The sequence below is a fragment of the Pontibacillus yanchengensis genome (genome assembly GCF_009856295.1).
GTDB classification, from domain to species: Bacteria; Bacillota; Bacilli; order Bacillales; family BH030062; genus Pontibacillus; species Pontibacillus yanchengensis_A.
The window spans coordinates 317505-333192 of record NZ_WMEU01000004.1 but is presented as its reverse complement, the minus strand read 5'-3'; the positions used below and the strand labels follow the sequence as shown (position 1 = coordinate 333192).

At 40.6% G+C, this 15688-nt stretch carries 15 protein-coding genes and 1 riboswitch; of the genes, 2 read left to right on the top strand and 13 right to left on the bottom strand.

Translation table 11 applies throughout. The features are described 5' to 3' along the window. Positions 1 to 99 precede the first annotated feature (99 nt). The 7 genes from GLW08_RS14135 to GLW08_RS14105 all read right to left on the bottom strand — a co-directional run bounded on the left by GLW08_RS14135 (position 100) and on the right by GLW08_RS14105 (position 5826). The gene (locus GLW08_RS14135) at positions 100 to 444 is read right to left on the bottom strand and encodes a hypothetical protein (RefSeq protein ID WP_160849287.1); all 345 of its coding nucleotides are present in this window, start codon (positions 442 to 444) and stop codon (positions 100 to 102) included. Between the two features lie 134 nt (positions 445 to 578). Continuing rightward, positions 579 to 1076, bottom strand: a complete 498-nt coding sequence (locus GLW08_RS14130) for a hypothetical protein (protein ID WP_160849286.1) — start codon at positions 1074 to 1076, stop codon at positions 579 to 581. Positions 1077 to 1392: 316 nt separating this feature from the next. Next, positions 1393 to 1863 (bottom strand): 6,7-dimethyl-8-ribityllumazine synthase, encoded by a 471-nt coding sequence (gene ribE / locus GLW08_RS14125; RefSeq protein WP_160849285.1) that lies wholly within the window; start codon positions 1861 to 1863, stop codon positions 1393 to 1395. A 21-nt stretch (positions 1864 to 1884) separates the two neighbouring features. Further along, positions 1885 to 3078, bottom strand: coding sequence for a bifunctional 3,4-dihydroxy-2-butanone-4-phosphate synthase/GTP cyclohydrolase II (locus tag GLW08_RS14120; RefSeq protein WP_160849284.1), 1194 nt, complete (start codon positions 3076 to 3078; stop codon positions 1885 to 1887). Between the two features lie 24 nt (positions 3079 to 3102). Then, complete coding sequence (gene ribE / locus GLW08_RS14115) at positions 3103 to 3759, bottom strand: riboflavin synthase (RefSeq protein ID WP_160849283.1); 657 nt, start codon at positions 3757 to 3759, stop codon at positions 3103 to 3105. A 4-nt stretch (positions 3760 to 3763) separates the two neighbouring features. Next, positions 3764 to 4861, bottom strand: a complete 1098-nt coding sequence (gene ribD, locus GLW08_RS14110) for a bifunctional diaminohydroxyphosphoribosylaminopyrimidine deaminase/5-amino-6-(5-phosphoribosylamino)uracil reductase RibD (RefSeq protein ID WP_160849282.1) — start codon at positions 4859 to 4861, stop codon at positions 3764 to 3766. Positions 4862 to 5016: 155 nt separating this feature from the next. Then, positions 5017 to 5163, bottom strand: a riboswitch (FMN riboswitch). A 132-nt stretch (positions 5164 to 5295) separates the two neighbouring features. After that, positions 5296 to 5826 carry a helix-turn-helix domain-containing protein gene (locus GLW08_RS14105; RefSeq protein ID WP_160849281.1) on the bottom strand — a complete coding sequence of 177 codons (531 nt, stop codon included), beginning with the start codon at positions 5824 to 5826 and terminating at the stop codon, positions 5296 to 5298. Positions 5827 to 6055: 229 nt separating this feature from the next. Between GLW08_RS14105 and GLW08_RS14100 the strand changes: the two genes are divergently transcribed. Next, positions 6056 to 6619 carry a CBO0543 family protein gene (locus GLW08_RS14100; protein WP_160849280.1) on the top strand — a complete coding sequence of 188 codons (564 nt, stop codon included), beginning with the start codon at positions 6056 to 6058 and terminating at the stop codon, positions 6617 to 6619. Between the two features lie 289 nt (positions 6620 to 6908). Here the strand turns inward: GLW08_RS14100 and GLW08_RS14095 are convergent, their stop codons facing one another. Further along, positions 6909 to 7361 carry an OsmC family protein gene (locus GLW08_RS14095; protein WP_160849279.1) on the bottom strand — a complete coding sequence of 151 codons (453 nt, stop codon included), beginning with the start codon at positions 7359 to 7361 and terminating at the stop codon, positions 6909 to 6911. A gap of 158 nt (positions 7362 to 7519) precedes the next feature. Here GLW08_RS14095 and GLW08_RS14090 point away from each other — a divergent pair, with 158 nt between their 5' ends. Continuing rightward, a complete protein-coding gene (locus tag GLW08_RS14090; RefSeq protein WP_160849278.1) occupies positions 7520 to 8986 on the top strand; it encodes a phytoene desaturase family protein in 1467 nt (488 codons plus the stop codon). Between the two features lie 29 nt (positions 8987 to 9015). Here GLW08_RS14090 and GLW08_RS14085 read toward each other — a convergent pair whose 3' ends face one another. The 5 genes from GLW08_RS14085 to argF all read right to left on the bottom strand — a co-directional run bounded on the left by GLW08_RS14085 (position 9016) and on the right by argF (position 15687). Beyond that, positions 9016 to 9837 (bottom strand): TIM barrel protein, encoded by an 822-nt coding sequence (locus GLW08_RS14085; protein ID WP_160849277.1) that lies wholly within the window; start codon positions 9835 to 9837, stop codon positions 9016 to 9018. Positions 9838 to 9999: 162 nt separating this feature from the next. Beyond that, positions 10000 to 11760, bottom strand: a complete 1761-nt coding sequence (locus GLW08_RS14080; protein ID WP_160849276.1) for an S-layer homology domain-containing protein — start codon at positions 11758 to 11760, stop codon at positions 10000 to 10002. A 285-nt stretch (positions 11761 to 12045) separates the two neighbouring features. After that, entirely contained in the window at positions 12046 to 13422 is a 1377-nt protein-coding gene (argH, locus tag GLW08_RS14075) for an argininosuccinate lyase (RefSeq protein ID WP_160849275.1), read from the bottom strand. A 14-nt stretch (positions 13423 to 13436) separates the two neighbouring features. Then, a complete protein-coding gene (locus tag GLW08_RS14070) occupies positions 13437 to 14651 on the bottom strand; it encodes an argininosuccinate synthase (protein ID WP_160849274.1) in 1215 nt (404 codons plus the stop codon). A gap of 64 nt (positions 14652 to 14715) precedes the next feature. After that, positions 14716 to 15687 carry an ornithine carbamoyltransferase gene (gene argF, locus GLW08_RS14065; protein WP_160849273.1) on the bottom strand — a complete coding sequence of 324 codons (972 nt, stop codon included), beginning with the start codon at positions 15685 to 15687 and terminating at the stop codon, positions 14716 to 14718. Position 15688 lies beyond the last annotated feature (1 nt).

The following is a 15688-nucleotide window of genomic DNA, read 5'->3' as shown; positions in this document are numbered from 1 at the left end:
TAAAAAACTTTTCACCTCCCATCAAAGCCCCTCCTAATTTGCTAAATATTCTATTATTCTCAATACGTTTTAGATTTAATTATAGTATTCTGTAACATATTAATGAGATATAAATTCTTGAATTTGAATATAGCCTACAATCATCGCACCTAAAAACCATATAGTAGCTATAATAAAAAATAACAGTTCTTTCCATACCTCTTTTATTACTGTCCTAAAAGATAGCTTATTGTATTCAGTTAGTTCAACGGACTGGAAAGGGACACGAAGCACCAAGCTCATTAAAAACAGAAATAAATTTTTAAATCCTTTATTATTTGAAAGCATAGCAACTTTGTATAGAATATAAAACGTTATTACTACTGCTAAGAATACATAAATCTGAGTAGCAATTAACATATAAAATTTGACCTGACTTACATCTTTCGCTTCAGGAAAAAACATTAGATCACTTCTATCACAATAATTCCCTTTTTTAAGTTATATGCTCTTTATTTCTTTGACCGTAAAATAGAAGTAAATCATTGTACATTACATAAGCAGGAATTTTACTTTAGGGTAGGGGTTCTCAACAATTCTTAATCTAAATCTTCTATATGATAATCAACAACCCAACTGGAATGCGGAAGGAAATGGATGGTAAATCGTTGACCTTTTATTTCTTTCATAGGATAATCCAAATTTAACTGAAATGTGTAATCCTGAATTGTGACATCAACACCGCCCCCTGGATTTGTACGTGTTGATTTAGAATGTTTTATATTAGAAGGCACTCCTTCTACTTTTTGATAATCTCCACTTACATATGTTGGAACATCCATTAAATAAAGAGAAGAAATGAGTAAACAACCTGCTCCTAGAAATAACATCACAACTCTAAAGACAGTCATGGGGCGCCCTCGAAACGGCTTTTTTATTTGCTTTGAGTTTTTATCAATAGTTAAGGCAGTTAGGATAAAGGATAAACTTGCAACGGTTAGACTAATAGTAAGAAGGAGAAATAAGTGAAGAGAGCCTCCAATAACCCCTAATACAAAAGATAAAAGAAAAATAGCGAAAGATATACCTGTAACCATTATTAACTCCTTAAAGAATTTATACTAAGTAACTAAATCCAATTCTTATTCGTTCACATTAACGTAATTATAATTTCGTACACTAAATTTTTAAAATGATTAAAATTTTCCAATTATCATAAGCACCCTACCGACTAGTTTAACTCCTTAACCCCCCATACTCTAAATTTCACAATAAATATCCATTTGGAGATCAGTGTCTTCATTATCTAAATTCTAAAAAGCACACTAGTTAGAAGTGTACTTTAATAAGGAGTTATTGATGGCGCTTATATGAAGATTTAAACGCAAAAAAAAGAAGCCCTAAACAGGCTCCTTATTGCTCAAATGATTTCGTTAAATTCGCCATTTCGATAGCTGCCGTAGCTGCTTCAGCGCCTTTGTTACCGGCTTTTGTACCGGCACGTTCGATGGCTTGCTCGATGGTTTCTGTTGTAATGACACCGAACATGACTGGTACGCCTGTTTGCATGGATGCTTGCGATACGCCTTTTGCTGCTTCGCCACATACATAATCAAAATGTGGTGTAGAGCCACGAATAACCGCTCCAAGGGTGATAACGGCATCATATTGATTCGTATCTGCCATGCGTTTAGCTATCATCGGAATTTCATAAGCACCAGGTACATATGCCACATCCACATCTTCTTCGTCTACGCCATGGCGCTTCAATGTGTCGACTGCTCCGTCGTATAGTTTACTCGTAATGAAATCATTGAATCGTCCTACAACAATCCCTATTTTCAATCCTGTTCCGACTAAGTTTCCTTCAAATGTTTTGCCCATGCTTTCTCCTCCTCTAACTCATTAATAGTGAAATAAGTGCCCTAATTTACTTTGCTTTGCTTTTAAATATCGTTCGTTTTCTTTACGACTTTCGGTTTGTATCGCAACGCGATCAACAACTTCTAGCCCATATCCCTTCAACCCTGTAATCTTTCGCGGATTGTTGGTCAGTAGTTTTAATTGCGTTATACCGATATCCTTTAAAATTTGCGCGCCAATACCGTAGTCTCTTAGGTCAGGAGCGAAACCTAGTTTTTCATTGGCTTCTACAGTATCAAGTCCTTGCTCTTGTAGCTTGTACGCGTGCATCTTATTTAATAAGCCTATACCCCGGCCTTCCTGGCGCATATATAACAGGACACCTGAGCCATTTTCTTCGATTTGTTGTAAGGCTGCATGAAGTTGCGGCCCGCAATCGCATCGATAAGAACCAAACACATCACCTGTTAAACATTCTGAATGAACGCGAACAAGTGTAGGATGATCAGGATCCACTTCTCCTTTGACTAGGGCAATATGTTCCTTATCATCTACGACGTTCGAATATCCGATTGCTTTAAAATCACCATATTCGGTCGGAAGCTGAATTTCAACCTCCCGTTGCACCAGTTTATCTTCCCGATTGCGATACTGGATAAGCTCTTGGATGGTGATCATTTTTAGGTCGAACTCATCCGCCATTTTGCGAAGGTCTGGAACTCGTGCCATCGTGCCATCGTCTTTGATAATTTCACAAATGACGCCTGCTGGCTTTGATCCTGCTAACTTAGCTAGATCCACTGCCGCTTCTGTATGACCTGCCCGACGAAGCACTCCACCTTCTTTAGCCAGTAAGGGGAATATATGACCAGGTCGCTTAAAATCATGCGATTTGGCTTCTGGATTCAAGAGTTCACGTATGGTCTTTGCGCGCTCTGCTGCTGATATACCTGTTGTAGATGTTTTATGATCAATACTTACTGTAAAAGCTGTACCGTGTGGGTCTGTGCTCCGTTCGACCATCGGAAAAAGCTCTAGTTGATCGGCTATATCATGAGAAACAGGTGCACAAACAAGCCCTTTTCCTTGTGTAATCATGAAATTTATTACTTCAGGAGTCGCATGTTCCGCTAACGCAATTAAATCTCCTTCATTTTCACGGTCCTCGTCATCACAGACGATTACCATTCTTCCTTTTTTCAAATCATCTAATGCTTCCTTAATCGTATCGAACATGCCTATCACTCCATTACCTTTTAGTTACTTAAAACCATTCTCTTCTAAGAAGGAGGCTGTTATTGATGATTGGGACGTAGAGCCTTCCTTCATTTGCTTTGTTAAAAAGTTCACTACATATTTTCCAAGCATATCGATTTCAATATTCACGCGATCTCCAGCTTTCTTTTCTCCAAGAGAAGTGTGCTCCATCGTATGAGGAATCAGCGAAATGGTAATCGAATTTTCTCCGACGCCAAACACCGTCAAGCTCGTGCCATCGACAGCGACAGAACCTTTATATACGAAGTAATCCATTAATTCAGCATCTAGCTCAATTTCATAATACACTGCATTCGACGTTGGCTTTTTGCTTGTAATGATTCCAACTCCATCAGCGTGACCGGAAACCATGTGTCCACCAAAACGGCCACCCGCTTGCATGGCACGCTCTAGATTCACACCACTACCTGTCGTAAGCTCGTGCAAGTTGGTCGCTCGAAAGGTTTCCGGCATAACATCAAAACTTGCTTCTTGGTCCGTAAAATGCGTTACCGTTAAGCATACGCCATTGACGGAAATGCTATCTCCGAGTTGAACATCTTCTAATATTTCCGACGCCCCTACTACTAATTCCATCGATTCCTGGCCTGGTTTTATTCGTTTTACGTTTCCGATCTCTTCAATAATACCTGTAAACATCGGATCACTCCTGTTCTACTGGCTTCGCAACAATCTTTATATCTTGACCTAGTTGGATTACTCCCTCTATTTTCAAAGAAATTGCTTCACTTAGTTTAGCAATTCCTTCACCCGTAATTGGGGTTGGAGCTGTTTTACCACCGATTAACTTTGGTGCGATATACTGAATAACTTGGTTCACGGCACCTGCACGAACAAATGCGTCATTTACCTGGGCTCCACCCTCCACAAATAAGGACGTAATTCCTTTTTCTCCTAATACACGTAATACTTCTTCAATGGAAATATTCGAGCTGGAAAGCTTCACAACCTCAACATGGCCATACTGGCGGAAGTGATTGATTTGATCCTGTTCTACATCACTCCCTGTCACAATCCATGTTGGTGCTTCGGGGGACTGAATGAGAGGTGTGTCGATAGGAGTACGTAAATGTGTATCAAGTACAATACGAACTGGATTCTTCCCACCATGAGGAAGCCTTGTCGTTAGTTTTGGCCCGTCATGAATGACTGTATTCACACCAACCAAAATACCATCATGTGTGTGTCTATACTGATGTACATCCTCTCTTGCTTCCGTTCCGGTAATCCATTGGCTTTCCCCAGTTGTGGTAGCAATTTTACCATCCAAGGACATCGCCGTTTTCAATGTTACATACGGCGTTTTATTGGCAATCCAGTGATAAAAAACCTGATTCAATTCATCTGCTTCTTTTTCTAGAACCCCAATCTCAACTTCAATTCCAGCTTCTCGTATCCGTCTTACCCCTCTCCCAGCAACCTGGGGATTGGGATCAAGCGTTGCCACAACGACACGTTGAATACCAGACTGGACGATGAGCTCTGCGCAAGGTGGAGTTTTCCCGTAGTGACTACATGGCTCAAGGGTCACATAGATAGTAGCACCTGCAGCACGTTCCCCAGCCATTTGAAGTGCATGGACTTCCGCATGTGGCCCACCAGCCTTCAAATGAGCTCCCATGCCTAGCACTTCACCGTCCTTCACAACAACAGCACCTACATGTGGATTTGGTGTGGTTTGGCCTGTTGTCGTTTGAGCCATTTGAATAGCAAGTTGCATATACTGTTGGTCTTGGTTCACGTTTACGCCCTCCTTTCTATTTTATTATGAAGACAAAAAACCCTGAGGAAGATACACGTTCCCCAGGGTTAGATAAAGCAAGTCATCTACAATAAGACAGACGTACAGAATTTTGTCAAAGTGATGCTTGCACCACTCTGCATACGACTCTACTCCTATTCCTTCTCCCATCCGGACTTTTACCGTCGGCTCTGGTCTCACACCAAATCAGCCACAAAGTATACACTTTGCAGGTCGCGGGCTTACAAGTATCTCACTTGATCACCGCCGGTTGGGAATTGCACCCCACCCCGAAGGAAACATTATTTTGTTGTTATTCATAATATATCTGATTTGCGACAATATCGCAATTGATTCAGCTCCTCCAAAGTTTGACTAAGATATAAATAAAACCCACTGAATTAAATTGAGTCGGTTCCTTTCGTTCATATATATCAGGAATTCACTAATTCAGTTGCTGCTGTTGTCACACCAATCATGATTCCTTTTTCGTTTAATAAAGGTTGTCCGTACACATCGTAAGAAATAGTTCCTGTTGGATTAGGGTACGTTATTTTTCTTCTTATACCTATTTTCTGTTCTAATATATCTCGTTTTAGTTTCATAAGAGCTAATGACCCGTCATTATTCAAAATATCCGTATCCCTTTTTCCAATTAAATCACTTAACTCTTGGTGCATTATCGGGTTAAAAACCCAAGTATATCTCAAATCCAAATCACAATGAGCTAATGTCATCGGTGAGTTTCGAAGAGAAACAGTAAAAGAGTTTTCGTCTCTTTCAAAATTCGTATAATGAAACCCTAGCACATCTCCAATTCTTTTAGTTACATCACCACTAGGATTACGAGCACCTGACTCAATTTGTGCATAATAAGCTCTATCAATAAAAGCAGTATATGCTACCTCTTGTTGAGTCATTTGTTTGCTATTTCTAATATTGATTAACCAATCTCGTTTTGTCATGATTACCACCTTTTTAAGATGATTATTTCTTTGTCTAATACGGATTTTAATAATATGCAAAAAGAATACATCATTACCTACCATCTATTAAAATAGTACACTTTTGCATCGCTCGTAAACGTAGCTTTGAGCCACAATCCTACTCCTTATCAGCCGTTTCATAATGAATATATAAATGCGTTCAGACTTAAACTAAGAAGTAATCAAAATACAAAGAAGGCGACAACCAATGAACTACTACATACAAAAACTTCATGAATTACAAGAAATCTCTTCATCCACCCAATTACAATATTGGAAGGAGGAAGTTGTTTTTACTCCCCAATGGTGGTTTTTATTATTCTCCCTTATTTTCCCATGGTTTATTTGGTGGAAATTATTCGAACGTTCAATAGCTTTCAATCTTTGGATTGTGGGTTTATTTGTCATGTTGGTGTCATTTTTCTTAGATGAAGTAGGAGCTTCGTATCTATTTTGGACCTATCCTTATACGCTCACACCACTGGAGAGAGAGGTCTTTGACCCCGCCAATTTCACTCTTCTTCCTATTGTCTATATGCTTTTGTTTCAGTACTGCAGAAGTTGGAAGTTATTTTTGATAGGAAACGTACTTGTTTCCTTGTTTAATACGTACATTGGAGGCGGTTTATTTCGATGGATTGGGGCATATGAATTACTTACGTGGAACAGCTACTATTCGATTCCTATCTATTATGCGATTGGTGTAGCTACAAAGGCATTTGTCCATTTGCTAGAGCGCATTGAATATAACAGTAACTCTCGTGCACCCTAGAAGGATAGGAATAGAACTAAAGCGCAAGCGCCCTGATAGCGACGTATGAGCTGTTGCACACAGAGGACGTGGGTTTGTTCGATATTGCTGCGTAAGGCGAGCCTACAGGACGTAGGTCAGTTCGATGTTGCTGTGTGATGCAGCCGGTTTTAATCGAACCTCCTTCCTCTCAGAACTTCCCCTGAATTTATAGGAGATAAAGCTCATTACATAAAAAGTAGTTCAATTAAAGAGTACCAACGATTCTTTGCACTCCAAAATTGAACTACTTGCGAAAACTATCAGACCTCTAACTCTCTAACACTTCAATATGTGCTTCAAGAGAAATGGTAACATTGCCTTTAACCGCCCTTGAGATCATACAATTGGATTCTGCTTTTTCAATCAGCTGTTCGAGCTTTTCAATTTGTTCATCTGTAGCGTCCTCTTTTAATAACACTGAAGGACGATGAATGATTTCCTCGTACGTAATGACACCATTTGTTACATCTACGATTCCTTCTGAGGTCATCCCCATCTTGTACAATGGTAATTCTGCGCGTTCAATCATTGCACCAAGTGTAATAATATAGCATGTCGACGCCGCTCCGAGCAGCATCTCATCAGGATTGGTCCCTACGCCAGGACCGTCCATTTCAGGTGGAATAGATATCTCTGTATTTAATTGACCTGCTTCAATAGAACCTACGGAATTTCGTCCCCCAGGCCATTTTGCGGTTAAATGAAAATTGTGCTTCGCCATTGTAGCACCTCCTCGTTATCGCCATCATATCTAATATAAACTTATAATACAAAAAAATTTCACTCTCTCTTACCTTAGCACATCAACGGAACATCCATGCCACATGTTCGTTCGTTTACAGATTATAATGGAAGTACTAAAAGCTAAAAGGTGATGACATGACTACGTATGACATGGTTGTTGTTGGAGCAGGGTTTGGTGGGCTTAGCGCAGCTGCTCTATTAGCAAAAAAAGGGTATTCCGTTGCTGTATTAGAAGCGTCATCTGAATTAGGTGGATGTGCTGGGAAGTTCAATCGTCCTGGCTATCGTTTTCAAGCAGGTGCAACAGTTGGAATGGGATTTGAAGAAGGAGGGGTGTTAAAACGCCTTTTTGATGAGTTGAAAATCGCGCTCCCCCCTATGAAACGTATGGATACCATCATGAATATTCATATGAGAGATGAGACGATTCATTACTACCGTGAAAAAGAAGCATGGTTCCATGAGCTGGACCGACTTTTCCCACATCTAGCTGATCAAGCAAAGCTGTTTTTTGAAGAAGTCTTTCAGGTAGGCTCACGTATCGATCACTTATTGGATGATCTGCCTGTCTTCCCTCCTAAGCGAGCGATTGAATGGATGAAAATGACGAAATATATGAATACAAATAGCATTAAGCTCATCCCCTATATGACTCAGACACTTATGGATCGATTGAAATCCTTCAACTTGCATAAGGATGAACGATTCTTAGCTTTTCTAAACGGACAATTGATGGATAGCGTACAGACCACAGCTGAACATTGTCCTGCTTTTCTAGGCCACGCCGCATTACAAACCTTTCATAAAGGTGCCTATGCTGTTAAAGGTGGGCTCACGTCGATTGCCGAATCTCTTGCTACTTCCATTAAAGACAATGGCGGGGAGGTTCACATGCGTCGACCCGCTCTTCATATTGAACAGCAGCAAGGGCAGTGGGTCGTACACAGTAAACGCGAAAAGACGTATATTACTAAGAAAGTCATTCTCAACAATTCCATGCACAATTTCCATTACTTGTTCGACGAGTCTATATCATCAAAGTCGAATGTAAAAAAAGATCGTATAGATACTTCATGGGGAGCTTTCATGCTGTATTTAGGAGTCGAAGACAACTACCCACCAGATGTTCTGTATCACCAAATTATCCAAAACCCAAACAAACCATTAGCTGAAGGAAATCAGTTTCTTCTATCACTATCAGCTCAAGATGATCGTACAATGGCACCTGAAGGAAAACGAGCTATTACAATTTCTACTCACACAGAAATAAGCCAATGGTGGCAACAAGAAACATACGAGGAACGAAAATCACAATACGTAGAGCAGATTCTAGATGGTATCGAAATACATTTCCCTTCCATTCGGAATGACATTGACCTACTCATGCCAGGCACCCCAGTAACCTTCGAACGCTATGTTAGACGAGACAAAGGTCGTGTAGGGGGATATATTCCAAATGGCAAATGGAGCTGGCTGAACCATTATTCTGTCTATACCGGATTAGAAGATGTCTTCAGTTGCGGAGATACCACGTTCCCTGGTGCAGGTACATTAGGGACAACACTGTCTGGATGGATTGTAGCGAATGAGGCGATGAAATAAACGCCTCACTTTACCACCGTAGAAATAATTCATGATGTGGACACAATCAATTCTCTCACCCATTGAATTCCTTCCCTCACTGTTTGTTCATCCGGCTGCGTGTGGGGAGTATGTTCAAACACAAAAATCTTATCCTTTCCTGTTGCTAACTGCTTTATGATTTCCTCCACCTTATAATAAGACGGATCATGTTCCTGACTGGGATGAATCATATTCCAGATATAATGACCAGTGTCATTTACCACGTTATGTAAGTGAACAACTTTAATAAACTCGTTCCATTTCTGAATGTGCTGATCAATGCCATCACCAACGGCTATTAAATAGTCTCCAATATCCATGCACAGATGTAAACCGTATTTTTCCCAAGCATCTATAGGAAAGTTGTATAGATGAGAGATACCGGCTGGATTTGCTCCTTTTCCTAACTTTGGTTCACATACGATAGGAAGATTGGTTTCCTTTTGCAGATTACTCAACCTCTGCAAGCCTGCTTCGATTTGTGCATTCCCATTCTCTCCTACTTCTCCTTTAAAGTATGGAAAATGAACGAGCATATATTCAGCTCCTAGCCTCGATAACTTCTCAGCCTCTTGTTCTATTTGCTCCCAGGCTTGCTCAGGCTCCATTTGAACATATTCCAGCAAGTCATACTTACTATTAGAGCGATACAATGGAGAGTGAATACCATAACTTTTTTCGTTTAGATTCTTTTCTAAGAATTGTCGGAACGCATGTTCACTTGCAAATTCCCCTATTTCAATATGGTCGGTTTCTGTTCGAAATAATTCATCAAATTTCGCTTCGTCTGATAAAATGGTACTTCCGGACATGCCTAGTTTATGTGCCATTTACTCCATTCCTTTCGTATATATTATCCTTAAATAGCACTTCTATCTACTAGGAAGAAATCCCTTCCATTTACCATAAAGCTTACGTACCTATAAAAGTCTACAAACAGAAAAACCTGATATCTACAAAGCAGATATCAGGCTCTATCATTCTTTCTTCTATTATTGTTTAAGTTTCCACATTAGATAGATTACTTTAGATGCTTGCGCACGGTTAGCGTCAGCTTTCGGGTTGAAGTCTCCGCCGTCATTACCAACCATTAGCTCTAGGTCAGCAGCATGATTTACATAATGGTCAAATTGTGGGCTAATCATGTCTTCATCATCGTACATCATGTCCGCTACATTGTCATTATGCTCGCCGCCTGTTGCATTGTAAGCACGGATTAGCATTGCTGCCATTTGCTCACGAGTAATCGTTTCGTTTGGTGCGAATGTTGTTTCTGTCATGCCTTCTGTAATACCAGCATCATAAGCTGCAGCTACTTCAGCCGCAAACGTATCAGAAACGTCAGTGAACGGAAGGTCAGCGTCAGTTTCAAGACCAAGGGCACGTACAAGTAGTGCTGTGAACTGGCCACGTGTAACTGATTCATCAGGCATATACATGTTATCTGGCATACCAACAACAATACCTTTGTCTGCTAGACCGTAGATATATTCAGAAGCCCAATGATCCATTGGTACGTCTTCAAACATGTCTTCTTCTTTCCTATCTTCTTCAGAGAATTTCTCTGGGAATTGAGAAGTGATTGCTCCACTGAATAGCTTCGCTGGTGTAAACATATGCTCGTAACCAGAGCGAGCAATATCCCAAGCTTGCTCATAGTCACCATCTACATATTCATCAAAAGTACCTGTAAGTTGGCCAACGTGAGTCTCTAGCCCTTTTGCAAGTCCACTGGAAGGTACTTTACCTTCTGTCGCATTGCTCATGAATTTAGAGAACTCTTCACGATATTGATCAAGGTTATCAAGCGCTTCTTGCTTCGCTTCCATATCTTCATTTCCTGTAGCTTTTACATAATCTACAAAGTAGCCAATGTGACTGCTCCATAGCTCTTTGAATTGTTTCTCAGCTTCATCCCCATATACAGAACCGATCGTAGCAGAAAGTTCCTCTGTGTTTTCGGTTAACTGTGCTACACTTGCATCAAATTCTGGTGCTCCTTGGATGCCATTTTGCATTGCTTGTTGCGCAAGTGCAAAGTGCTCAGAAAATAGGAAGTTCAAATCAGAGCGTAGATTCGCTGCCTTTGTAACAGCTTTCGTGTTATCAAATTTTTCTGGGAATTGATTCACGATGGCACTGGATAACCCTTTACTTGGATTATACATATGCTCCATTGCATCACTTTGAGCATCATATGCTTTATCGTAGTTTTCGTTTACGAAAGCATCAAACCCAGTGATTAGTTGGTTAATGTGCATTTGAAGACCTTTTGCTAGGTTATCAGATTTAAGTTGGTTGTTTGTTGCTTCGGATAAAAAGGAAGAGAATTCTTCTTTATAGTTTGCTAGATTATCCAACGCTTCTTGTTTAGCTTCTTCATCATTTTCTGCTGTTGCGTTTACATAGTCTACAAAGTAACCGATATGGTCACTCCAGAATTTATGAAACTGGTCTCCAGCCTTCTCGCCATATACACTTTCAATAGCTGCCGTAAGGTCGTCCGTGTTTGCTTTCAGTGCTACTACCGCTTGGTTGAAATCAGGTTCTTGAGCTGCACCTTTTCTCATTGCTGTCATAGCCAAGTACACGTGTTCAGAGAAAAGTTGGTCTAAATTCGCTCGAAGTTCTACCGCAGGCGTGTCCACCTTCGGCTTCATCATATGATCGTCCGCTGATACGATACCAGCTGTCGATGGTACCAGTAGTGCGACACTCATCGGAATCGCTACAAATGCCTTTTTTACGTTCATGCTTAAAAACCTCCTTGATTTTTTGTACCCATGTCTCTTGCACAGTACATGATCATAATGATCTAGCAACTGTAGTTTTATTTACCCACCACTTCTTCCTATACCCGTAAATAAATTACCAAACCATTATGATGTTTTCTATTAAGCTATCGAATGAATACAGACGTTGGATCACTTTTTTTGAGAATTTTTTATATTTGTTGCAGACTCCCATTCCTCTATCGATGTACATCACTATCACAGCGGGGGGTCTGGCACAAAAAAAACGTAAGCGAAATGATCCGCTTACGTTCGTATAAATGTTTTTCCATATTCTATTTGGTTTTGTACTTGTTGTTCCGATGTGCCGCCATAACTATTTCTCGCGTTCATAACCGATTGTGGCTGTAAGAGCTCGTAGATATCATCTTCAAACAATGGGCTGAATTGCTTGTATTCATCCATTGTTAAATCGAGTAAATATTTTTGATGTTCGATGCCGTATAAGACAATCTTCCCAATAACCTCATGGGCTTCTCTAAAGGTTGAACCTTGGTTTACCAAGTAATCCGCAATATCTGTTGCGTTGGAGTAATCATGTTGAACGGATTTTTTCATATTCTCTTTCTTTACGACCATCGTTTCAATCATTGGGGCTAACAACTTCAATGTCCCATCTAGTGTTTTCACTGTGTCCAACATGCCTTCCTTATCTTCTTGCATATCTTTATTATACGCAAGAGGCAGGCTCTTCAATACCGTAAGAAGCCCAAATAGATTCCCATTTACGCGTCCTGTCTTAGCGCGAAGCAACTCGGGTACATCTGGGTTTTTCTTTTGCGGCATGATACTGGATCCAGTACAAAAGGAGTCATCTAGCTCAATGTATTGAAATTCCTGACTACTCCATATGACAAGTTCTTCTGATAATCGAGACACATGCATCATAAACGTAGATGCAATCGATAGAAACTCTAAAATGAAGTCGCGATCGCTTACTGCATCAAGACTATTTGGATACACATCCATAAAGCCTAATATTTCTGCTGTGCGATTACGATCGATGGAGAAGGTCGTTCCAGCTAGGGCACCCGCACCGAGTGGTGATATGCTAATTCGCTTCAAGCTATCTTTGAACCGACTTTTATCCCGCTCAAGCATCCAAAAGTATGCCATTAAATGATGGGCAAAAGAGATTGGTTGAGCCCGTTGCAGGTGCGTATATCCTGGTAAAATCGTATCAACATTATCAGCCGCTTGCTTTAGTATTGATTTCTGTACCTGTTCAATCAAGGAGATGAAATGCTTCGTTTTCCGCTCGAGATATAGATGCATATCTGTAGCGATTTGGTCATTTCGACTCCTTCCTGTGTGCAGCTTCCCACCTACAGGACCAATCTCTTCGATTAATGCACGTTCAATGTTCATATGAATGTCTTCATCTGCAACAGAAAACTCAAAGGTGTCATTCTTAATTTTATTGAGTACCGTAATAAGACCAGACTGGATTTGAGTAACCTCTTCTTCGGTCAAGACACCGCATTCCCCAAGCATGATGACATGGGCAAGGCTTCCTTCTACATCTTCTTCCGCAAACTCCTTATCGAACGAAATCGAAGCGGTAAACTCTTCCACCAGTTCGTTCGTTTGTTTTGTAAAACGTCCACCCCATAATTTCGACATCAGCATCCACCTCCTTATGGCTGGGAGACTTTTGGTTTATTGTGTACCTCGGCGTGAACTTTCGTTGGTAGTCCCCAAAGTTTAATAAATCCTTGCGCTGCTTCATGGTCAAACATATCACCCTTCATATACGTAGCCAGTTCTTCGTTATAAAGGGAATATTCAGATTGACGTCCAACTACACTGTAATGACCTTTATGCAGCTTGACACGGATTTTCCCAGAAACCATTTTTTGCGTATCATCAATGAAAGCCTCAAGTGCTGATTTCAATGGAGAGAACCAAAGTCCATCATAGATCAGTTTCGCCAATTGTTGATCGACCGATGTTTTGAACTGAGAAACCTCCCGTGTATGGGTTAGGAATTCCAGCTCTTTGTGTGCCTGAATTAAAATAAGGGCTGCTGGATTCTCGTATACTTCTCTTGATTTAATGCCTACCAAGCGATTTTCAACGTGATCAATACGTCCGACACCGTGTAGGCCACCAATTTGATTTAATTGTTCAATTAACGAGACAAGGTCTTTCTGTTCTCCGTTCAAGGCAACTGGACGTCCTTGTTCAAAATCAATTTCCAGATATTGAGGTTCATCTGGTGTTTCGGAAATTGGGTTGGTCCAATCAAATGCTGCTTCAGGTGCTTCTGCCCATGTATCCTCGAGTACCCCTGCTTCACAAGCACGCCCCCAAATATTTGCATCTATTGAGAAAGGGTTCTCTTCGTTGACTGGTACTGGAATCCCTTTTTCTTGGGCATATTTCAATTGCTCATCTCTCGTCATTCCCCATTCACGAACTGGAGCCACAACTTTAAGGTCAGGATTCAGTGCTTGAATGGACAATTCGAAGCGAACCTGGTCATTTCCTTTTCCAGTACAACCATGAGCAACGGCAACTGCGCCTTCTTTTTCAGCTATATCGACCAACAGTTTCGAAATAAGTGGACGAGATAGCGCGGAGGAAAGTGGATATTTTCCTTCATATAATGTATTTGCTTTTAAAGCTGGCAACAAGTATTCTTCCGCTAATTCTTCTTTTCCATTGATAACATATGCCTTAGACGCGCCTACCTGCAGTGCCTTATCCTTAATCGTTTGAAGGTCTTTCCCTTCTCCAACATCCAAGCCTACAGCTATGACCTCATAGCCGTACTTTTCTTGAATCCATTTCACTGAGATAGATGTATCTAGGCCTCCAGAATACGCTAAAACGATTTTGCCCTTACTCATATCGATCGCTCCTTTTTCGAATTTTTATTTAAAACGAAGTATTTTTATACATTCTCAACAAAAGTTAATGCCCTAGTAATAGATAGGTTAAAATGGCTTTTTGGGCGTGAAGTCGATTTTGCGCCTCTTCAAACACAACAGAATGGACTCCATCAATAATATCTGCCGTTACTTCCTCTCCTCGGTGAGCTGGTAAACAGTGCATAAACACATAATCTTCTTTTGCGTAGGCACATAGTTCTTCATTCACTTGAAAACTTGAGAAGACATCCAAGCGTTCTTGTTGTTGTTCTTCTTGGCCCATGCTAGCCCAAACATCTGTCGTAATAACGTCCGCTCCTGTAACTGCTTCTTTTGCATTATTCGTAATGGTAATTGATCCGCCTGTTTGTTCAGCAAGAGCTTTTCCTTCTTGTACAATGGATTTATCCGGCTCGTAACCTGAAGGAGAAGCTACGGATAAATGCATCCCCATCTTAGAGGCAGCTTCGATAAAGGAATGAGCCATGTTATTTCCATCTCCTACATAAGCAACCTTCACGCCAGCTAGCGCACCTTTTTTCTCTTTAATCGTCAATAAATCAGCCATGACCTGAGTTGGGTGATGGAGATCGGTTAATCCATTAATGACAGGTATATCAGCCGCTTCTGCAAACTGTTCAATCGTCTCGTGTCCAAATGTACGAATCATTAGCACATCCACATATTGTGATAATACCTTGGCTGTATCTTCTACCGTCTCCCCGCGTCCAAGTTGAAGGTCATCTGACTTTAAGTTAATGGCATCTCCACCTAACTGCAGCATTCCCGCCTCAAAAGAAACGCGAGTACGTGTAGAGGATTTTTCAAAAATCATGCCGAGTATTTTTCCATTTAAATTTGTTTGGAGGATTCCGTTTTGCTGTTTTTCTTTTAACACTTGAGCTTGCTCTAAGACGTGTTCAATAGTTTGAATGGACCATTCGCCAATGGTTAAAAAGTGGTTCTCGTTTACCCCTTTGTTATATAGCGCTGGAGAGGCTTGCGTTGAGCTCATG